Source organism: Neptuniibacter sp. CAU 1671 (genome assembly GCF_029222905.1).
GTDB lineage: Bacteria > Pseudomonadota > Gammaproteobacteria > Pseudomonadales > Balneatricaceae > Neptuniibacter.
The window spans coordinates 1-19,730 of the sequence record NZ_JARHUE010000011.1 but is presented as its reverse complement, the minus strand read 5'-3'; the positions used below and the strand labels follow the sequence as shown (position 1 = coordinate 19,730).

27 protein-coding genes are annotated in these 19,730 nt (G+C 52.1%); 6 read left to right on the top strand and 21 right to left on the bottom strand.

The features are described 5' to 3' along the window. Window positions 1-73 precede the first annotated feature (73 nt). A complete protein-coding gene (locus tag P2G53_RS13800; protein ID WP_275818252.1) occupies window positions 74-1,783 on the bottom strand; it encodes a hypothetical protein in 1,710 nt (569 codons plus the stop codon). A 150-nt stretch (window positions 1,784-1,933) separates the two neighbouring features. Here P2G53_RS13800 and P2G53_RS13795 point away from each other — a divergent pair, with 150 nt between their 5' ends. Together P2G53_RS13795 and P2G53_RS13790 are read left to right on the top strand one after the other, a co-directional pair. Beyond that, window positions 1,934-2,860: an ABC transporter ATP-binding protein gene (locus P2G53_RS13795; RefSeq protein ID WP_275818250.1), complete on the top strand. Its 927-nt coding sequence runs from the start codon at window positions 1,934-1,936 to the stop codon at window positions 2,858-2,860. Continuing rightward, window positions 2,857-3,618, top strand: coding sequence for an ABC transporter permease (locus tag P2G53_RS13790; RefSeq protein ID WP_275818224.1), 762 nt, complete (start codon window positions 2,857-2,859; stop codon window positions 3,616-3,618). The genes P2G53_RS13795 and P2G53_RS13790 overlap by 4 nt, the downstream gene beginning before the upstream one ends. Window positions 3,619-3,676: 58 nt before the next feature. On the opposite strand, the gene P2G53_RS13785 is transcribed toward P2G53_RS13790, so the two are convergent. The 4 genes from P2G53_RS13785 to P2G53_RS13770 all read right to left on the bottom strand — a co-directional run bounded on the left by P2G53_RS13785 (window position 3,677) and on the right by P2G53_RS13770 (window position 6,671). Further along, window positions 3,677-4,903 carry an FIST N-terminal domain-containing protein gene (locus tag P2G53_RS13785; protein ID WP_275818222.1) on the bottom strand — a complete coding sequence of 409 codons (1,227 nt, stop codon included), beginning with the start codon at window positions 4,901-4,903 and terminating at the stop codon, window positions 3,677-3,679. A gap of 143 nt (window positions 4,904-5,046) precedes the next feature. Continuing rightward, the gene (locus P2G53_RS13780) at window positions 5,047-5,460 is read right to left on the bottom strand and encodes a PaaI family thioesterase (protein ID WP_275818220.1); all 414 of its coding nucleotides are present in this window, start codon (window positions 5,458-5,460) and stop codon (window positions 5,047-5,049) included. Then, window positions 5,460-5,873: an MAPEG family protein gene (locus tag P2G53_RS13775; protein ID WP_275818218.1), complete on the bottom strand. Its 414-nt coding sequence runs from the start codon at window positions 5,871-5,873 to the stop codon at window positions 5,460-5,462. The genes P2G53_RS13780 and P2G53_RS13775 overlap by 1 nt, the downstream gene beginning before the upstream one ends. A 126-nt stretch (window positions 5,874-5,999) precedes the next feature. Further along, window positions 6,000-6,671, bottom strand: a complete 672-nt coding sequence (locus P2G53_RS13770; protein WP_345799211.1) for a PhzF family phenazine biosynthesis protein — start codon at window positions 6,669-6,671, stop codon at window positions 6,000-6,002. 286 nt (window positions 6,672-6,957) lie between these two features. Here P2G53_RS13770 and P2G53_RS13765 point away from each other — a divergent pair, with 286 nt between their 5' ends. Further along, entirely contained in the window at window positions 6,958-9,348 is a 2,391-nt protein-coding gene (locus P2G53_RS13765; RefSeq protein WP_275818216.1) for a diguanylate cyclase, read from the top strand. Between the two features lie 69 nt (window positions 9,349-9,417). Here P2G53_RS13765 and P2G53_RS13760 read toward each other — a convergent pair whose 3' ends face one another. The 9 genes from P2G53_RS13760 to P2G53_RS13720 all read right to left on the bottom strand — a co-directional run bounded on the left by P2G53_RS13760 (window position 9,418) and on the right by P2G53_RS13720 (window position 14,097). Next, on the bottom strand, window positions 9,418-9,768 hold the full coding sequence (locus P2G53_RS13760) for a GlpM family protein (protein ID WP_275818214.1): 351 nt from the start codon (window positions 9,766-9,768) through the stop codon (window positions 9,418-9,420). Between the two features lie 121 nt (window positions 9,769-9,889). After that, window positions 9,890-10,192, bottom strand: a complete 303-nt coding sequence (locus tag P2G53_RS13755) for a DUF3144 domain-containing protein (protein ID WP_275818212.1) — start codon at window positions 10,190-10,192, stop codon at window positions 9,890-9,892. Window positions 10,193-10,204: 12 nt separating this feature from the next. Continuing rightward, window positions 10,205-10,729, bottom strand: coding sequence for a DUF924 family protein (locus P2G53_RS13750; protein ID WP_275818210.1), 525 nt, complete (start codon window positions 10,727-10,729; stop codon window positions 10,205-10,207). 29 nt (window positions 10,730-10,758) lie between these two features. Then, window positions 10,759-11,070, bottom strand: a complete 312-nt coding sequence (locus P2G53_RS13745) for a hypothetical protein (RefSeq protein ID WP_275818209.1) — start codon at window positions 11,068-11,070, stop codon at window positions 10,759-10,761. Window positions 11,071-11,210: 140 nt separating this feature from the next. Beyond that, window positions 11,211-11,930, bottom strand: a complete 720-nt coding sequence (locus tag P2G53_RS13740) for a YebC/PmpR family DNA-binding transcriptional regulator (RefSeq protein ID WP_275818207.1) — start codon at window positions 11,928-11,930, stop codon at window positions 11,211-11,213. Between the two features lie 102 nt (window positions 11,931-12,032). Further along, complete coding sequence (gene arfB / locus P2G53_RS13735) at window positions 12,033-12,446, bottom strand: alternative ribosome rescue aminoacyl-tRNA hydrolase ArfB (protein WP_275818205.1); 414 nt, start codon at window positions 12,444-12,446, stop codon at window positions 12,033-12,035. 61 nt (window positions 12,447-12,507) lie between these two features. After that, a complete protein-coding gene (locus tag P2G53_RS13730) occupies window positions 12,508-12,744 on the bottom strand; it encodes a DUF5062 family protein (protein WP_275818203.1) in 237 nt (78 codons plus the stop codon). 103 nt (window positions 12,745-12,847) lie between these two features. Next, window positions 12,848-13,630, bottom strand: coding sequence for a class D beta-lactamase (gene blaOXA / locus P2G53_RS13725; RefSeq protein ID WP_275818201.1), 783 nt, complete (start codon window positions 13,628-13,630; stop codon window positions 12,848-12,850). Between the two features lie 98 nt (window positions 13,631-13,728). Further along, window positions 13,729-14,097 (bottom strand): helix-turn-helix domain-containing protein, encoded by a 369-nt coding sequence (locus tag P2G53_RS13720; protein ID WP_275818199.1) that lies wholly within the window; start codon window positions 14,095-14,097, stop codon window positions 13,729-13,731. 197 nt (window positions 14,098-14,294) lie between these two features. Here P2G53_RS13720 and P2G53_RS13715 point away from each other — a divergent pair, with 197 nt between their 5' ends. Continuing rightward, the gene (locus tag P2G53_RS13715; RefSeq protein WP_275818197.1) at window positions 14,295-14,711 is read left to right on the top strand and encodes an ester cyclase; all 417 of its coding nucleotides are present in this window, start codon (window positions 14,295-14,297) and stop codon (window positions 14,709-14,711) included. A 122-nt stretch (window positions 14,712-14,833) separates the two neighbouring features. On the opposite strand, the gene P2G53_RS13710 is transcribed toward P2G53_RS13715, so the two are convergent. The 3 genes from P2G53_RS13710 to P2G53_RS13700 form a co-directional block, all read right to left on the bottom strand. After that, on the bottom strand, window positions 14,834-15,712 hold the full coding sequence (locus P2G53_RS13710; protein WP_275818195.1) for a sigma-70 family RNA polymerase sigma factor: 879 nt from the start codon (window positions 15,710-15,712) through the stop codon (window positions 14,834-14,836). Beyond that, the gene (locus P2G53_RS13705) at window positions 15,705-16,115 is read right to left on the bottom strand and encodes a hypothetical protein (RefSeq protein WP_275818193.1); all 411 of its coding nucleotides are present in this window, start codon (window positions 16,113-16,115) and stop codon (window positions 15,705-15,707) included. Before P2G53_RS13705 ends, P2G53_RS13710 begins: the two co-directional genes overlap by 8 nt. A gap of 152 nt (window positions 16,116-16,267) precedes the next feature. After that, window positions 16,268-16,657: a GNAT family N-acetyltransferase gene (locus P2G53_RS13700; RefSeq protein WP_275818299.1), complete on the bottom strand. Its 390-nt coding sequence runs from the start codon at window positions 16,655-16,657 to the stop codon at window positions 16,268-16,270. Window positions 16,658-16,886: 229 nt separating this feature from the next. Here P2G53_RS13700 and P2G53_RS13695 point away from each other — a divergent pair, with 229 nt between their 5' ends. After that, complete coding sequence (locus P2G53_RS13695; protein ID WP_275818297.1) at window positions 16,887-17,138, top strand: type II toxin-antitoxin system prevent-host-death family antitoxin; 252 nt, start codon at window positions 16,887-16,889, stop codon at window positions 17,136-17,138. Then, a complete protein-coding gene (locus P2G53_RS13690) occupies window positions 17,135-17,389 on the top strand; it encodes a Txe/YoeB family addiction module toxin (RefSeq protein ID WP_275818191.1) in 255 nt (84 codons plus the stop codon). The genes P2G53_RS13695 and P2G53_RS13690 overlap by 4 nt, the downstream gene beginning before the upstream one ends. 60 nt (window positions 17,390-17,449) lie before the next feature. Here P2G53_RS13690 and P2G53_RS13685 read toward each other — a convergent pair whose 3' ends face one another. The 4 genes from P2G53_RS13685 to P2G53_RS13670 all read right to left on the bottom strand — a co-directional run. Further along, the gene (locus P2G53_RS13685) at window positions 17,450-18,292 is read right to left on the bottom strand and encodes a methylated-DNA--[protein]-cysteine S-methyltransferase (protein WP_275818190.1); all 843 of its coding nucleotides are present in this window, start codon (window positions 18,290-18,292) and stop codon (window positions 17,450-17,452) included. Between the two features lie 11 nt (window positions 18,293-18,303). Continuing rightward, window positions 18,304-19,068 carry an SDR family oxidoreductase gene (locus P2G53_RS13680; RefSeq protein ID WP_275818188.1) on the bottom strand — a complete coding sequence of 255 codons (765 nt, stop codon included), beginning with the start codon at window positions 19,066-19,068 and terminating at the stop codon, window positions 18,304-18,306. A 205-nt stretch (window positions 19,069-19,273) separates the two neighbouring features. Then, window positions 19,274-19,588, bottom strand: a complete 315-nt coding sequence (locus tag P2G53_RS13675) for a hypothetical protein (RefSeq protein ID WP_275818186.1) — start codon at window positions 19,586-19,588, stop codon at window positions 19,274-19,276. Window positions 19,589-19,638: 50 nt separating this feature from the next. Beyond that, on the bottom strand, window positions 19,639-19,730 hold a 92-nt coding region (locus P2G53_RS13670; protein WP_275817948.1), incomplete at its 5' end, for an IS3 family transposase.

The following is a 19,730-nucleotide window of genomic DNA, read 5'->3' as shown; positions in this document are numbered from 1 at the left end:
TGGCATTTGTGACTGTGCGTTGACGGAAAAAAGACGTCTTAAAGAATTCACACAGCCGTCATATACAGGGCCATTACTGGCCCTGTACCAGCTGTTGCTGACGGGTGGCATTCCAGTCCAGACGAATATCCCAGCGGTAGAATTTCTCTTCCGGCAGGGTTGGCGCGGTATCCATGTCGATCTTGTCGAACACGTTATTGGGCGGCAACACGGTGGCATCGCGGCCATACATGAAGTCCTGCTCATGCACGATCACTTTGTAGGCCTTGTTCAGCTCCAGTGCCCGGGGGATAGAGGGCATGATCAGATCATAGACATCCTTGGCTCTAGCAAACTTGGCCTGATCCACCTGAGTGCCAGAGGCATCGAACCAGCGGGCCTGCATCTCCGGATTGCTGCGGAACTCACCACCGCCGCCGACCCGTTCCAGATAGGTCAGGATCTCGCCTTTCAGCTCACCCATATTGGGTGCATCCGGCATCCCTTTCAGGTTGATGTAACCCCAGCCTGCAGCACCGTCTACCTTGCGCGGGAAACCAAAGGTTTTATCAATGGTGGCACCGATAGAAGCATGACACCCCATGCAGAACAGGTTTTCTTCATAGGTGGAGACACGCAGGTCACCGTTCACATCTTCAATAAAGCCCTGTACCGACCAGCCAAAATCATTATCCAGACCGTGGTCACCGACACTCTTGTACTGCGGCAGGTGGCCCAGATCTTTTTCGTAAATCTCACTTTCATATTCCCGCGCATAGGTTTCCTTGCGCATGCCGACCCATTTTTTCAGATAACGCACCTCTTTCATGCGGCTGGATACGGTAATCTCACCGCTGTCGGTCATGCCCAGATAACGCACGGTGTGCAAAAACTCGGTGCCTTCCGGATACAGGTAGGTGTCTTTGAAATAGCCTTTCGCCGCACCCTGATAACCAATGCTGGCCAGCACTTCGGTGACAACACTGAGCTGATTATCACCGTTCAGATCAGCCCCGAGTTTCTGCTCATCAATGGGTAACGAAGAGATCCGCTCAAGGCCTTTGATGTTGGCTTCTACCAGCGCCAGATTGGCCCGGTATACATCCAGTGAGGGCTGGCCTTCGGCATCGGTACGGTAGGGTTCAGACAGACGGATCATCACATCATCAGTCGAGCCATTGGTCGGCCAGAAGGTGCTTGGGAAAGGCTTGTAGTTAAACGCCACCCAGCCACTGCCATCCAGTGCAAATCCAAATTCATCAAACGCCGCAGCACCGCGCTGCAGGTTGGCAAGGTCAGGAATCCAGCCTTTAAACTCAGCCGCTTCGAGCCGCCCTTTCAGCGCGCTGTAGTTATCCTGATTAACCCAGGTTTTGATCTCAGCATCACTGATAGCCGCCACCTGCGCCGAACGGTCTTCAAACAGGTTCTGCCAGTGGTTGATCACACCCACTTCGGAAAAGTTATAAGCCAGCTGCTGTTCACCGTCCTGCATCTGGTTCTCACGCTCTTTAACCGCATCCTGATGGCAGACATAACAGGGGTTGTAGGTGCCTTCTGTCCGGGTGTAACACTGCGGAGGAATCGGTGCTTCCGGGTTAAAAACTGTATGAACCGGACTGACACCGGCGATGCGATCACCCTTGACCCCACCCTCTGCCTGCAATGCAGCCAGTAACTGCTGATGCAGGGGGGCTGCTTCAGGCGCGCTGGTTTTATTGTCCGCTGTCTCTGACTGACAGGCTGTCAGCACGGCGGTTGAGAGCACCATTACAGCGACAGAAAGGGTGTTTTTTTGCATCATGCCGGGTTGTCCTTGTTCAACTTTACCGAATCTGGCTGATGCTAATTGAGCTTTATGACTGTCAGATGACGACAGCAGTGGCTGTCAGCTCTGCTAATCTGTCAAAATCCGATGTTATCCTGCTGCGAGCAATGTCACTCTGGAGGCTCAGTGAATTCCATTCTTTCTATCAGGGATGTCAGCAAAACCTATGCATCCGGCCATGCTGCCCTGAAACAGATCAACCTAGAAATTGAACGGGGCGAAATCTTTGCCCTGCTTGGCCCTAATGGCGCCGGTAAAACCACCCTGATCAGTATTATCTGCGGCATTGTGACCCGCAGCGCCGGTGAGATTCTGGCGGATGGCCGGGACATTGACCGTGAGTATCGCGACGTGCGCAGCCTGATCGGGCTGGTACCGCAGGAACTCTCTACCGATGCCTTTGAAAGTGTCTGGGATACGGTGTGTTTCAGCCGTGGATTATTTGGCAAGGCTCCCAATACGGCCTATATCGAATCGCTGCTGAAACAGCTCTCGCTGTGGGAAAAACGTAACAGCCGGATTCTGGCCTTGTCCGGCGGCATGAAACGCCGGGTGATGATCGCCAAGGCCCTCTCCCATGAGCCCAAGATCCTGTTCCTCGATGAACCCACGGCGGGGGTCGATGTGGAACTACGCCGGGATATGTGGCAGATGGTGCGTGAACTGCGCGAACAGGGTGTCACCATTATTCTGACCACCCACTATATCGAGGAAGCCGAGGAGATGGCGGACCGCATCGGCGTGATTCGTCGTGGCGAGCTGATTCTGGTTGAGGACAAAAACGAGCTGATGAACAAGCTGGGCCGTAAAGAACTGCGGGTTCAGTTACAAAGTCCGCTGGAGGTCGTACCGGAGCCCTTGGCGGAGTTTAACCTCAGCCTGAGTGAAGATGGCCAGACCCTGACCTATCACTTTGATGCGCAACATGAACACACCGGCATTGCGGAGCTGATCCGCCGTCTGGGACAGCAGGGGCTGGATTTTAAAGACCTGCAGTCGCGCCAGAGTTCACTGGAAGAAATTTTTGTCAGTCTGGTGGGAGATCAGCGATGAATATTCACGGCATTCTCGCCATCTATCGCTTTGAGATGGCACGTACCCGCCGCACCCTGATGCAGAGTATCATCTCGCCGGTACTTTCTACGTCACTCTATTTCATCGTGTTTGGTACCGCCATCGGCAGTCGCATGGGTGAGATTGACGGCATTGAGTATGGCGCTTACATCATTCCGGGGCTGCTGATGCTGTCGCTGTTAAGTGAGAGCATCTCCAACGCCTCCTTTGGTATTTTCTTTCCGAAGTTTTCCGGCACCATCTATGAGGTGTTATCAGCACCGGTCTCCCCGCTTGAGGTGGTGATCGGTTATGTGGGCGCCGCTGCCACCAAATCGGTGATGATCGGCACGCTGATTCTGCTCACCGCGCGCATCTTTGTGGATTACAGTCTGGACCACCCGCTCTGGGTGATCACCTTTCTGCTGCTGACCTCGATTACCTTCAGCATGTTTGGTTTTATCATCGGGATCTGGGCGGATGATTTTCAGAAACTGCAGCTTATCCCGCTGATGGTGATCACTCCCCTTACCTTTCTGGGCGGCGCGTTTTACTCCATTACCATGTTACCGGAGCCATGGCAGAGTCTGTCACTGTTTAACCCCGTGGTGTATCTGATCAGCGGTCTGCGCTGGGCGTTTTATGGCGCGGCCGATGTGAATCTGGGAGTCAGCCTGAGCATGACCCTGCTGTTCCTGTTTCTCTGCCTCAGCGGTACCTGGTGGATCTTCCGCACCGGCTACAAGCTAAAACAATAAGCAACAAAAAGCCCCGCACAAGCGGGGCTTTTTATGTGTACCAGTTCAGGCAAACGCTTTACTGGGTGATCACTTCTTCTGCAATCACCAGCACGGTCGCGGTCTGGTTGTAGTGACCCATAGAGCCACCCAGCGTCGCACCCTGCTCACCGAAGGTGTTAAAGCCCACCACGGTCACGTCATCACCGCAGACCTCTTTGATCAGGCCCACGTCATCCACGCCCAGACGACACTTCAGGTCGTGACGCAGAATACAGTTAAACACCAGCACGGCGGCCACTTTCTTACAGCCGGCATCGATGATGGCATTTTCCAGGGTTTCGCGGAACTGACGACGGGCGGTGTCCGGATCAGTTTTCATCTCCCGCAGGAACTCGCCCTGGGGGATCTCAGCGTAAAAGCTCACGCTGCCATCATCATTAACTGCCTGCGCACTCTTGATGGTGTATTCACCAAACACATCGGAGGACTTGATACCGAAAGGGTTCTGGATAAACAGTTCTGGGGTCAGCTCATCACTCTCCAGCAACCGCTGCAGCACTTCGGCCGCCGGTTTACCGTTCAGGGTATGTACCACACGCCCCTTGGCACTGGTGACCACCGCGCCCTTACCCGCGGGCTGGTAGGGGTGACCCATGGCAGTACCCATTTTCAGACCACTGCTGAAACTGGCCACCACCGCTGAATCTTTATAAACGCCGTTACAGATCTGGAAACTGTGATCTGCCTGCAGGTCATTACCGGTCGAACCGCCGATCACCTGAGCAGTGATACCGGTTTTACGGATCAGACCGCGCAGGAAAGCTTCTTCCTGACCGGACGTGCCATCTGGCAGCACCAGATTGACCTGAGATTTAAGACGGGAGACTTCGGCGGCGCCTTTGCTGTCCAGCGCAATCGCCATCAGCGACATTACCGCCGGGTTTGCCAGCAGGGTGTCATGTGCCATGCGAATCGCCTGACTGGCGGCTTCTTCCGGCTTAGCGGAGAGGCCTTCACCCACACCCACGCCAACACTGAAATAGGAACTCTGAATGGTCAGTACCATCACCGTACCCGTGGTCGGCTCAGGTATCAGACTGGAAAACTCACCGGAGGAACTCCCTCCAATAATGGGCACAGTCTCACCCACCACTGCCCTGACCGCTTCATATACAGCAGGAACATCCAAACCAAAACAGGCGAAACAGATAACCAGCCCCGGTTTCGGGGTCTCTTCCATGGCCTGTGTTGCGGCTTCTGTGGCATCGGTGGAATGTCCGAGGCCTACCTTGATAATGCCCATTCCTTGCCTCTTATTATTCTCTTCGTCAATCATTGCGGGGTAATACCAACAGCTACTATGGCACGATCACAGTTTAACGGCTGACACCCCCAAAACCTGAATCGTCAATGTGTCCTTCAGTCGAAGGTTTAGAAAATTAATCCTTAAGTCCTGCCTGGTATCACATAGGTCCCCACCACATGCGCTACCGGTCGCTCATCCCCCTCTGAAAACAGACTGACCTCCCCCACCGCCAGCGTGCGTCCGGTCTTAAGCAGACGGCAGTGCGCCAGAATATCCTGCTCTGCGGAGGGCTTACGCAGAAAGTTAATACTCAACTGGGTGGTCACGGCCAGAGGCTCAAGGCCAATCTCAGAGAGGATGGCCACATAAAGCGCCACATCGGCCGCCGCCATCAGCACGGGACCGGATACAGTACCACCGGGTCGCAGCGAAGCCTGACTCACCGGATGACGCACCACGGCCGCTCCCGCTTCTGCTGATTCTATGGTGCAGAGTGTTTGCGGGAATTCAGTGGCCAGAAAATGCTGCAGAGCTGCCAGATCAGGATTCTGCATCAGACTAACCCCCAGAACACCCTGACCCAGAGCGCCAGCAGGATCAGATTAGCAATCGCAAAACAGATCAGACGGTGGCCCACCCGGTTATAGGTCAGATGCACGAGGCTGTGCAGAATCCGCGCCAGCAAAAATCCCCAGGCCAATGTTACTACCAACGACGTTATCTGCCCGGTCAGATAAGCAATCAGGCATACGACATAAAACAGCAGAGGTGATTCCAGCAGGTTCATAAAATTACGATTGGGTATCTTAACCCAGCCCGGTACCCGGTCTGATTCGCCCAACAGAAAATCCTGGGTGCTCACCTGCTTGGCGAACCCGGCCTTGAACCGACGGTAAGGAATAACCATCATCACCAGCAGGGTCCAGCCTGCCAGCAGCATCATGGGCATAAAGATGGCGTTATTCATGGCTCAGATCTCCTTCTCAACATCCGGTATATAAACTGTACCCTCAAGATAGAGGGTTGCCAGACCCTGCAGCTCAACCCGGTCACCCTTGAGACTGGATGTAACATCCCCGCCACGGGCAGAGACCTAGCGGGCATGAAGGGTCTTTTTTCCCAGTTTTTCTGCCCAGTATGGCACCAGTTGAGTAAAGGCAGACCCTGTCACCGGGTCCTCATCAATACCACACCTGGGGGCAAAAAAGCGGCAGACAAAATCGTACTGGTCATTGGCGGCGGTAATAATCACACCCCTGCCCGGCAATGTTGCCAGCATAGTCAGGTCAGGCTGATAACCTGTCACGGCCTGGCTGTCTTCAACCACCAGCAGATAATCGCTGCCCTGCAGAGCTTCAGTCACCGGCAGGTTAGTCTGTGGATATGCCTGATCTGATAAAGGCCGTGGGATGTCGGCTGGCAGATCCAGCACCAGTCCATGTGTGTTTCTGGTGACAACAAGTGGACCACTGCGTGAATGAAAGACCACCTGATCACTGACACAGGCAAGCCGGTTAAACACCACCCAGGCACTGGCCAGGGTCGCATGGCCACAAAGATCAACCTCGGTTACCGGAGTAAACCAGCGAATGGCATAGTCAGTACCCTGCGGCACAAAAAATGCGGTCTCGGACAGATTGTTCTCTGCGGCAATCGCCTGCATCAACGCATCGTCAAGCCAGGTTTCCAGCGGACAAACAGCGGCCGGGTTACCGGTAAAAGGCTGGCTGGCAAACGCATCAACCTGATAGATGTTGAGTTCCATGGCGGGAAAGCTCCTTATATTTCTTACTGTGATGAGCACAAGTCACAGCAGTGTATTACGTACCAAAAGCTAAAAACCAGCCTGAACCCGGGGTCTGCTCCGGAGATTTCCATCTAACGGCATTCAGTGGTAGATTTTCTGTTCAATTAGCACTGTTACTAATTTAGAAAAGACTGTTTATTGATATGCAACAAAGCTATTTTTGTTAAAAATTTGAGAAACTTTAATTAGGGTTAAGCAGCAACGGGGCTGCACCTGCAACCACCAAGTACGGTTGGCATCTGCCATGTTGAAATTCAGTTCTGGTCGGTTATTTATCCTTGTGAGTGGGCTGGTCGCCTTCATCGATCTGATGTTCGTGTCGATGAACCACTACTTTGCAGACCAGTCATTTCGCCAGACTATGAAACAGGAAAGCCATGGGCTTTACCTGAATTTCGAGACCCTGCTTTCCCAGACCTATACCAACATGCTCACCATCGCCACGTTTGTGGCCGGCGATCCTGAGGTGCAGCAACTCTTTCTCAAAGGTAAAGATGCGGTTATCCGCGAAGGCGGTGGCAGTGGCGGCCATGAAGCTGCTCACTATCGCCAGGCACTCTATGAACGGGTCTCTAACAGCTGGCACGACGTTCAGGGCACCTACAATGCCCGGCAGTTGCATTTCCATCTGGGCCCGGGGGCAACCAGTTTTTTACGCGTACACAAACCCACTAAATTTGGCGACAGTCTGGATGATGTCCGCTTTACTGTGGTTGATACCAATATTGAAAAAACACCGCGCACCGGTTTTGAGACAGGACGGGTTTATTCAGGTTTAAGGGGCGTCATTCCGGTTTCAGCAAACGATCCTGAAACCGGCGACCGGGTTCATGTCGGTGTGCTGGAGGTGGGTACATCCTTTGACGTGATACTCAAAATTCTGGCCAGTACCAGCCACTATCAGGCCGGGGTATTGTTGTCGCACCAGCACCTGCAATCCGCGATGTGGCCTGAAACCTTTGCAAGCCGCTTTGGCCAGCAAAAAACCAAGTGTGACTGCCTGATCGAAGCCGCCTCTTCAGAACAGTTAAACGATGTTATTGATGCCAGCTACGACAAAGGCATTCATTTTCGTAACAGCGGAAATGATGTCATCAAGGTGAATGGCCAGCACCTGCTGGTGAGTTACTTCCCGCTGCGGGATTATCTGGGCACACGGGATGCCAGCCGTGAAGATGCCGGTGCCGTGGTGTTCTGGAAAAACATTGATACCGAATTAAGCCAGTTCAAAGCCAATCAGTGGTACAACATCCTGTACGGCATTTTTGGTTTTCTGGTGATTGAGATGTTGTTTATTGCGGCTTTCCGCTATGGCAACCAGCAATTGAAATTCACGCTAAAAGCCCATGCTGAAGCCCTCACCACGCATAAAGAACGCTTGGATGCCGCTCAGGAGATTGCCCGCGTCGGAAGCTGGGAGTGGAACCTCCAAAACAATGACCTGTGGTGGTCAGACGAGGTCTACCGCATCTTTGAGCTTGATCCGACTGAGGAGCAACCGACCTACGACATGTTCCTCTCCCATGTGCACCCGGCTGATCGCGATACGCTGGAACAGGCGGTACAACGGGCGATGTTAAGTCAGCAGGAATACCGGATTGAACACCGGATTATTCTCCCCTCCGGCAAGATTCTGCATGTGCTTGAGTGTGGTTCTGTCACTACGGACAATGAGAACAAACTCTGTTTGATGAAAGGCACCATTCAGGACATCACGGCGATAAAACGAACCGAGCAACGTCTGGCTGAAATCATCTGGGCTGCCGATGTTGGCACCTGGGAACTGGATATATGCTCCGGCAACCTTGTGTGTAATGATCGCTGGGCGCAGATGCTGGGTTACTCACTCGAACAGCTCTCCCCCATGACGCTGAGTCGCTGGAAAAGCCTGATCAGTCCAAGCTCGCTACCGGAATTCCAACGCCGTATCCATGCCAAAATGGCGGGTGAAACAGCCCTGTTTGAAGACGAATTCATGGCCCGGCACCGGGATGGACACTGGGTCTGGATTCTGGCCAGAGGGCGTATTGTAGAACGTGATGTCAATGGCACGCCCATCCGACTCGCCGGCACCTGCCTTGATATATCCAAACGTAAAAACAGCGAACTTCAGGCTCGTGTACTGGCCACCACAGACCCTTTGACCGGGCTTTTCAATCGAGCCGTGTTTAATGAAAAACTCACCGATATGGTCAATTTGGCGCAGCGTACACATCAGCCATTTTCATTGATGATGCTTGATCTGGATGGTTTCAAAGCGGTCAATGACCACTACGGTCACCCCGCCGGAGACCAGCTGCTTTCTCAGGTGGCTGAGGAGCTGAAAGACCTCTGCCGTGAAACCGATATTTTAGCCCGACTGGGTGGCGATGAGTTTGCCATCATCCTGCCATCCACCAGCACCCGACAGGGCTGTCAGGTACTGGCGCAGCGGCTGCTGGAGCAGATATCAACAACACGGATCATTGAAGGACATACCATCGGGGTGAACGCCAGTATCGGTTATTGCATCTACCACTGGCCGGATATGACTGTAAAAGAGATGGTTCAGGCCGCCGATACCGCGATGTACCAGTCAAAAGCCCGAGGCAAAAATACCTATACCGGCTGGATAGAAGGACCGGTGGAACCATAATCGCATTAGCTCAGCAACACCCTTCAGCGCATACGGATCACGCTGTATGCGCTGTTGAATCTGATCGGGTTAACTCACCGCCGGATAGAGCCTGACCCAGGCCAATAACAGAAAGCCCGCCATGCAGAACCATATCAGCGCCGCCAGTGAGAGCGTCAGCATCAGGTTAAAGCGGTAGCTGAAATAGATCACCGCCGCCAGATAACTGGCATAGGGAATCAACGAATACAGCCCGAACAGTGCCGTGACCCGCAGGTCTTCCATGCTGCGTTCAGTACCGACCATATAGTGCGCAATCAATGCAAAGGTAGGGAACAGGGGCACTAGCCCGGCAATGAAAAAGCTTTTGCTTTTAGACAGCAACGCAATCAACAGGACTGCGGCTGCGCCCAGCAGACACTTCAGAAAGAGTGACGCCACGTCTTTTATGGTTACCTGAATAAAAAAGAGAGGTACCCGCCGTTAAGCAAAAATCTTAGCGGCGCGTTCATTCACGAAGCGCAGTCAGGGGAAAGGAGCACCCGGCAGAACACCCGGTGCGTCAGTCTTTGCGCTGTTCTTCAGGCTGCATATAGTCAGCGAAATTTTCGATGTAGTCATCCAAATTTTCTTCAAGCATTTTGCGATATTCCGCAACAAAATACTCGATGGTGTTTACCCTGGCGGCGCCCATCGCTTCAGCACTGCTCCAGCCGCAGGCACTGACCCAGGCATTAAATCTGGCGGTGGCAAACATCATGGAAGCACTGACTTTACCCCGCCCTGCTTCCTCGGAAAGCTGTTGGTTGGAAAGCCCGATATGGGCGTCTGCCCGGGCGTAAAAGTCTTTATCTACCTGCTGCATTGGATACCTCTGTTAAAAACCCGAACCGGGCTGCTGCAAAAATTCGATCTCTTCGGCGGTTGAAGGACGCCCAAGCACTTCATTGCGATGAGGGTAGCGACCAAACCGGTCAATAATCACCTTATGCTTCAATTCAAACTGGTAAGTGTTTGCAGATGCATAGGTTTTAAATAATGGTTCTGCCTGCAGATGAACCGCTCGGGACTCACTGTGCATAAAAGGCATTAACAGGAAATTACGCTCGACCTCTGCCAGCGCTTCCAGCGCCCCCTGCGCTACCGCAGCCTGCGCCAGTTGCACCGCCATGGCATCCTGAGCAAATGCCTGAGGGGTGTCACGATAGATATTGCGGAAGAACTGATCCAGTACGATGATCTCGGCCAGCCGACCCTGCGCTGTGCTGCGCCAGCTTGCCAATGCCGCGTCGGCAGCCTGCTGTAACAGCGGCTCAAAACGCTGACGTACCAAGGCGTCAAACTCCGGGTCTGAGCTGAACCACTGTTTTGTATCGGTCTCCTGAAACCAGAACCTCAACACGGTGTCATACACCCGGTGTTTCCTCCGTGTCAGTGTTTTACTGTGCTGTCTGTGAAGGGTACCAGCTTAACTTTACGATTACCCCAAGCGATCAGCGCACCCAATAGCAGATAACTCACCAGTGCCAGAGAAAGGCAGTCAGCAAACTCAAAATAGCTCAGCACAGTCAGCAACAATGAGATAACCGCCAAGACAATAAAACAGGCCTGACGCCGTTTGGTAAGCGCATCCACCGTAAAAGCACCGCCACAATAGGGACAGATTCGCTCACTGCGCAGCAGACCCTGATGTTTCAGCAGGCGCAGTACAATCTCAGACTGGCAATGAGGGCAACTTGGCATAATCCCTGTCCCCGATGATTTGAAAGCCATTCAGGCGATACCCGGTTTGCTAGGAGCATAGCAAAAACAAAAAAGGCACGCGTTTATAGCGTGCCTTTTGAGTAACTCAGAACCGATGATCAGATCGGTTGGTGGCGTAATCAGGCCATCTCTACGTTGTGGTAGACCTGCTGTACGTCGTCCAGATCATCCAGCATGCTGAGGAATTTCTCAAACAGTGCCACATCATCACCTTCCAGTGTGGTGTAGCTGCTCGGGATAAACTGAATCTCATCCACATCAAATTCAATGCCGCTGAAACCGTCCATCAGCGCCTGTTTCGCCTTGAAGTAATCGGTATGCGGGGTGAAGACAGAGATCTTGCCCTCTTCGCTCTCGATGTCAGTGACATCAACATCCGCTTCCATCAGCGCTTCCAGTACCGCCTCTTCATCATCATGCGGGAAAACAAAGATGGCTGAATGATCAAACATATGGGCTACAGTGCCCTGGGTGCCGATTTTACATTTGGTTTTTGTGAACGCATTACGCACATCACCAAAGGTGCGGTTGGGGTTGTCTGTAAGACATTCAATAATTGCCATGCTGCCGCCGGGACCGTAACCCTCATAGCGCGCAGGAGAGAAATCTTCACCGGCACCGCCGCTGGCTTTATCCAGCGCTTTATCAATTACGTGCGTTGGAACCTGTTCACGCTTGGCACGGTCGATCAGACTGCGCAGGGCAAGGTTGCCGTTTGGATCGGTGCCACCGGATTTTGCAACAACATAGATTTCACGGCCGTAACGGCTGTAAATCTTCGCCTTCATATCCGATGTTTTGGCCATCGAGTCCTTGCGGTTCTGATACGCTCTGCCCATCTGGTGTGTGCTCCGTCATCGTGGAAAAGTGGCAATTTTACTGATAAGTGGGGGACAAGGGGAAGGGAAAAGTCTTAACCAATACGTGGTTTCTGCCCCGGCTTAGTCGATCGGTTTTCCCCGCAGGGCTTTTATTTTGCCGCGGTGGGTCTTCTTATCCACCCGTCTGACCTGAGAGGCACGGGTCGCCCTGGTGGGCCTGCGTGCCTTTTGCTGTTTGGTAGCCTCTTTGATCAACTCCACCAGCCGTGCCAGGGCCTCTTCACGGTTTTTCTCCTGAGTCCGGTGATTCTGTGCCTTGATGACAATCACCCCCTCTTTACTGATGCGCTGGTCAGACAGCGCTAACAGCCGTTCCTTATAAAACTCCGGTAAAGAGGATGCCCGGATATCAAACCGCAGGTGGATGGCAGAAGAGACCTTATTGACGTTCTGACCACCCGCGCCCTGCGCACGGATGGCCGTGATTTCAAGTTCATCATCAGGAATGGCAACAGCGTTGGAAATTTGCAGCATGGTTATGTCGTGACGGTTCTCACCGTTTATCAGGCGTTGTATAGGTGAAGAAAATGCCCGGCTATTTCAGCTTGGAAGCCCAGATCGCCAGCCTGTGGCGCATCTCACCCTGCGAAAGCTGATCCGGTGGGATCGGCTGAATCACCTTATCATGCACCAGCAGCCGGTAGATATACTCAATCTTTTCGGTGGCCGAGTCAGTGGGTTCAAATTCAACCACGCCCCTCGCCTCGCCGTATTTCACGCCTTCGGCAATCGCTTTTTTGACCAGCTCTTTTTCATTCTTCAGCTTTTTCATTATTTATATCCGCTGACGGTGTCTGCTCAAAGCTTAGAACAGCCCGTACTCATCTGCTGAAAATCCGGGAGTATATAAAACAACTTGTTTGGCTTTACTGTGCTTACAGTACACCCAGCGCTTTAAGGCTCGCTTTGCCGAGTTCCACCCGTTTCTTGGCATCAGCGGCTGTCTTGATATCAAGGTTGAGGGCAAAGGCATAGATATGATCATCTTTTGTGACCCAGCCAACCCACCAGCCGACACCCGACTCCGGTGCATTCTGCCAGCCTGTTTTCCCATACAGTTGCCATTTTTCACCCTGCTCCAGCAGCACAATATCCCGCACACTCTTTTGAATATCATCGGAGATTGGCAGCGTGCCCTGAGCCAGGTTGGCTAAAAAGACCGCTTGTTCCTGCGCGCTGATGGTGAGCGGCCCCTCCAACCAGAAGGTATCTACCGAGGCACCGATATCTGCATTGCCGTAACCGAGTTCCGCTACAGATGCCTGCATGCGTTCCAGGCCAATGCGGCGCGCCAACGCCTGATAGATGGGTACATTGGAGACGGCAATCGCCTCACGCAGCCCCATATCTTTTTCCCATACATCAAAGGGCTGCTCCTGCCCTCCATAGGGGAGAATCTCATCCACACTCTTCACTGCGCCTACGGAGAGGCCAATCAGACTGTTGGGGATTTTGAACGTCGAAGCAGGCACAAAACGCACTTTGGATCGTTCCTGATCATGACCTGTGAAATCTCCAGTACTGGCGTCATAAAGCACGAAGGTGCCTGTCACACCTGCTTGGTTAAATAGCCCGGTAATTTCAGTGCTTTCCTGCCAGTTTGAGGCAAAGCCTTGTACCGTAAACAGGGTAAGTAATATTGCGAGTAATGCTCTCATTTATAATTCCATCTACCGCCTGACTCAGCGCCAAACCGTTCCTTATAAGATTTTCAGCGGTTAAACCGCTTTAATAATTACGATACAGCTACGCTGCCTCACTCATCCATGCTTCTGGCGTCATAGGCCTGCTGTGATTGCAGCACAGACTCAATATTGGACTCCGACCAGTGCGCGATGCCTTCCAGCAGATCCACCAGCGTGCGGCCAAGCTCCGTTAACGAATACTCAACTTTGGGTGGGACCGTTGGATAGATCTTTCTATGCACCACACCGTCTCGTTCCAGCGCCCGGAGCGTTTGGGTGAGCATCTTTTGAGATACACCATCGACCTCCCGCTTTAACTCACCAAACCGTCTGGTTTCTTTAGACAGCGCACCAATGATCAGTACCGTCCATTTATCAGCGATACGATCCAACACCATTCTGGTTGGGCAGTTCTGATTGTATACATTCCAATCATTCATATCTTATTGATTCTAAAATTAGTTACTTTTTAGTCACTACAGCACTTTTTAGTGCCTTCTTGCGAATAGATACCTAGGTTCATAGTATTTTTTTACCCGGGTCATTTCAACCAAACAAGGTAATCAGACAGATGAATTTCAATTGGATTAAGGCTTTCACGCTTTTCGCAACGCTTACATTGGCAGGAGGACATACCATGGCCCAGAGCAGCACAGCGCAAAATTTGAGTCTCATGAGTGAGTTTGCATCTCAGGTTTTTGTAGAAAAAAATCTGACGGACTTACAATCCTTCATGCATGAGGACTACATTCAACACAACCCGTTTGTCGAACAGGGGATAGATGGATTTCGTGCCTTTTTTGCAGACTGGTTCAGCTCGATTCCAGACTTCAACTACACACTGAAAAACATCATCGCCAACGAAGAGTTTGTGTGGGTATACGGCACCTATAGCGGCACCCACACAAACCAGTGGCTCGGTATCGCACCTTCTAATCAAGCCTATGCCTTTGATGCTGTTGATATCTTCAGAATTTCAGACGGGAAGCTGGCCGAACACTGGGATGTACTGGATTTGCATACGTTATTCCAGCAGCTACAACCTCAGCAATAACCATTCCGCCCCCTGAACAGTCTTCACCGGGGGCGAATTTCACCTGCTGCGTGACAGGCCAGCGGCAAAAAGCAGCGCGCGACATGGGCGGCGTTTTTTGCCGTTCAGGTGAAAAAGTTTTGTCAGACGCTTAAATCATTGAGACTCCTGTCCGGCATTTCAGCCAGCAATTGCTGTAGCCAGAGGGAGAAGGCGTCCGGCGGCTTTACCTCCGGGTGGGATTGATAGAGCGCGGCTGCACGACGATACTCTTCCAGCGCCCTTATCTCGCCCAATACCAGGGGAAAGCGTTTCGCCTGCTGTTGTGAAGTGGCAAAGATCAGGTTTGTTGGGTCTACGCGGCCAAGGGTGATGGCCGTGCTGACCCGACGACTGCAGCGGCAAGCATTGTCAGGATTGATCAGCCCGCACTGCGCTGTCATAAACGAGAGGATACTCCCGCGTGCCCGGGAAAGCTGCTTGCGAAAGGTGGCGGGCGTTATTTGCAGTGCGTCGGCCGACTGAATGTGATCAAGCTCCATGATCTCACCCAGGATATAGGCCAGACGGTGTTTCCGATCAAGGCATTGCAGCATTGCCAGCGTGCAACCGATCTTCACCTCCTCCAGCAACAGACTCTGCTCGCCGTCATCTTCAACGCTCAGGGGCGAATCAGCCAGTCCATTGGCCAGATCTTCAGCAAACTGATCAAAGCTGAGCGATTGCTGCTCCATGCGTTTTTTCCGCAACGTAAGCAAGGCATTGCAGGCGATGCGATACACCCATGTGCGAAAACCACTTTCACCCCGGAAACTGCTTAAATGGGTAATCACACGAATCAGAATTTCCTGACTGGCATCTTCCGCATCCTGTGGATGCCAGAGAAAACGCAGCGCCAATCTGTAAATATCCTGCTGCACCGTGCGCACCACAGCCTCAAGCGCATCCGCATCACCTGCCATCGCAAGCGCGACGTCATGCTCAAGGGTATGCGCGTCTTCGATCAGGGGTATCTCATCCATGGCGATCAAGATTCCGTTTCAGGATTTGGAGTTCTTCTGCAAGGATTCGGGACTGCTCTTGCAGCGTGCCTTCAAGTTGTTCCAGCGGCACCGGCGGTGGTGTTAATACGAAGCTGTAGACGCAATGCTCCGGGTCGAGTTCCACAACCCGCGAAAATGCAGTGGCAACACTGCCATCGGGAAAGGTCATAAACCAGTCCACCGTCCCCTGCTCCTTTGAAGCACGCACGACAAGATCGATCTCTATCTCACCATGCGGTGTGCGCATCACCGCCCTGCCATCTGCAACGGCGGCAAAGGCATTGGTCCACTGCGGTAACTGCATGGGGTCTGCAATGTACGCAAACGCCACTTCCCGGCTGGTATGTAATTCAACGCCCTGAACCTCAAACTTCTTCATCATCTTATCTCCTCACATATTGGATTGGGACGCGATCATCTCGGTCTCCAATTCTTTAGACGCGGGGAGAGAGTACGATGTGACAAAACTTTTCTATTAAGGCGACAGGCAGGTTGTCCAACGCCTAAACAATCGACCTTCAGTGCCGACTGAGTTTATTGGTCCGGGCTTAGATATTTTTCCATTGAGAAGTTGATTAAAGACACGCCATTGCGGCGTACTTCATTCTGCTTAACCAACACAAAGCCACGATGCTCAAAGAAGGGTTTAGCAAGCAACGAGGCCTCAACATATAAACGTTTGAGACCTGCGGCTTTCGCTGCTGCAAGCAGATAGTCATACAGCGCAGAGGCAACACCCCTGCCCTGAAAATTCGGGTGTGTATAGGTGCAGTCAATATGACCATCCGCCTCCAGCTCAATAAAACCCACAACCTGATTATCAATTATTGCCACAAAGGGCTTTTTTGTACTGAGCCGCACCCGCCACTGCGCATAATCCACGGGTGAAGGAGCCCATGCTTCCTTTTGCGCTGGTGTATACACAACAGGGTCAATTGCGTGCACAGACTGATAGAACAGGTCAGCAATCTGACCTGCCCATTTTTCTGAGTATGGTTGGATTTTCAAAGTTGTTTTAATGCCTACAGCAGGCGACCGTTTGGAACGAACCTTGGACCGAACTAAAGCGCAGTGGAAAACGGATCGCTTGCCTGTACTTGTTATGCGCCGCTATACTTACGTACATATTATTGTACATGTACAGGAAAAAACAATGGACAGCATAAGCTATACCGCCGCCAGAAGTAACTTGGCTAAAACTATGGAGCAGGTCTGTAACGATCATGCGCCCATTGCTATTACCCGCAAGGGCGAAGGAGCCGTTGTGATGATTTCTATGGACGACTACCAAGCGTTGGAAGAAACGGCATATCTGCTTCGGAGCCCCAAAAATGCCCGGCGCCTGATCGAGTCTATTGCCGAGCTTGAGGATGGCAAAGGGCAAGAAAAGGAACTGATTGAGTGAAGTTAATTTTTGCGGATACGGCATGGGAAGATTACCTGTACTGGCAAAAAACAGACAAGCAGATACTGAAACGCATTAATACCCTTATAAAAGAAATCAAACGAGAGCCATTCGAAGGCATTGGAAAGCCAGAGCCGCTCAAACATGCCCTGTCGGGATATTGGTCTCGAAGGATCAATGACGAGCACCGAATGGTTTATAAAATCCATCAAGATTCCCTGCTTATTGCCCAACTTCGCTACCATTACTGACCTGGAGCATAACGCCCGCCATCAGCCGAGCGAGGTACGAGCGTCGGTTGCATGGCATTGTTATAGCGCAACCGGTTCATCACGCATTTTTTCCCATGTTTGTACCATAAGCTTCTTGGTTGGTCCCCAGCGATACCCCCCGAGCGCGCCACTTTGCTGTATAACCCGGTGACATGGGATCAGCAAAGCAACTGGATTTGCTCCAATAGCGTTACCAACAGCCCTTGCAGACCTGGGTGCGCCTAGTGATCTGGCTACTTCGGCATAGCTGGCCACAGCGCCCGGTGGTATTTTCAGCAGAGCACGCCACACGGCGATCTGGAAATTTGTCCCTGTCACATGGAGCGACAGCGGACCTTGCCCGGAAGCTGTGTCACTGCTAAAAAAGGCATCAATAGCGTGTCGCGTAGATGCCAAACTTTCTCTGATCGAACTGAGGGGCCAATCGTTATGCAAGTCATCCAGCAATTCCTCCATGCTATTGAAGTCCATAAACGCTGCCCGGCAAACACCACGCAGGGTTACAGCCACAAACATGGGCCCCAGTGGGGTCGGATGTACTCCATACTCAATCTGTACCTCCTTACCTCGATTTTTATACTCGCCGGGGGTGACTGCTTCCAGCTGCACAAAGTGATCATGCAACCTTGAACTGCCGCTTAATCCAAGCTCATGTGAGACATCAAGCAAGGAGAGAGAATTATCAAGCAATCCTTTGCCCCGCTCCAATGTCAGGACCTGTAAAAAGCGCTTCGGCGTAGTACCAGCCCAACGACAAAACAACCTTTGAAAGTGATACGGACTCAGATGCACATGAGCGGCTATCTCTTCAAGGCTGGGCTGATCAATTGCCCGATCAACCAAATAGGCCATAGCGCTTGCGATTCGGTCATAGTCTGACATAGGCCGGCATCTCAAACACGATTTATAGATACACCGCCATCAACCAGCATCGCAGACCCCGTGGTGAAGCTGGAGGCATCAGAGGCAAGGTACAATGCAGATTGAGCAATTTCATCTGGTGTCGCCATCCGCTTAAGAGCATGCAAATTATGCACAAATGCCAATGCTTCTGGCGTATTGGCAAACTCACGCCCTGCCGGCGTATCAGTACCACCGGGCAGAAGGGCATTGACCCGGATATTCTGAGGCCCGTGCTCTGACGCCAGCACTTGAGTCAACCCAATAAGGCCAGCCTTACTGGCTGCGTAGGCAGCCATGCCTGGCATACCTGCAGTGTAACCAACGAAGGTAGAGGTGAAAATTAACGAACCTCTTTTTCGGGCAGCCATGGCGGGCAGCTGGTACTTTGCGCCCAAAAATGCGCTGGTTAGGTTGGTCGCAATAACTTGATTCCAGTCCGTGAGCGACATCTCCGGGACAGGGCCCATAGCCCCCAGAATGGCAGCATTGTTAAAAGCGATATCCAGGCCACCAAAGTGGCTTACTGCCTTATCTACCAAAGCTTTGGCAAAAGCTTCTTCGCCAACATCACCGGCTAGTGCCAGTGCCTGCCCGCCTTCCATATTGATTAAGTCCACCAGGTCATCAAGCTCCTTCTGTCGCCTTGCTGCCACCACTACGGCAGCACCTTCTCTCGCAAAAAGCTTCGCAGCTGCGTAGCCAATGCCGGTACTGGCACCGGTAACAATAGCGACTTTGTTGGCAAGTATAGTCATCGTTATTCCTCTAGGATCTGTTTACTACAAAAGGGCATATGCCCGAACAGATGCTATATTAGGAGGCCGAACGACTACCGCCGACCCGAATCTTGCTGTATTTCAATTGCGCTATAACGCCGTGGTTTGGGGCCGGAACGAAGCGCCAGCGTAGTGGAGGTCCCAGCCGCGATAGCGGCGAACAACACCACCTTGTTATGCATTACTAGCAGTCCGCTAAGTTGATTGACTTCCGGTGCCCCCACATGCCTTCCTTTTCACCAGTTGAAAGCTGGATTTCTTCGCTTTTACTACACAAATATTGAACCCGATCTTCTGTTAGGTTTGTCCAACTAGCGACTGCCCTTGTACTACGCCATTTACCACCAGTTGAATTTTCTCTGAGCCAAGCATTGACTCTTCGCATTTCGGTAACTTCACGTATTTTTTCGTGGCAATATTGAATGATATAAACCGTGACTCCAGCTATTGAGCCACCGGATGCACCAACTATAATCCCATCCCAAACATTGCTATCCATGCGCATCACCTACTTTATGCTGGTCCTACCCACAAAAAGTAGACACTAGGTTATGCGCATTTGCGCTCATACTCTGCCGGACTGACATAGCCCAAAGCCGAGTGCCTACGTATGCGGTTATAAAATACTTCGATGTATTCGA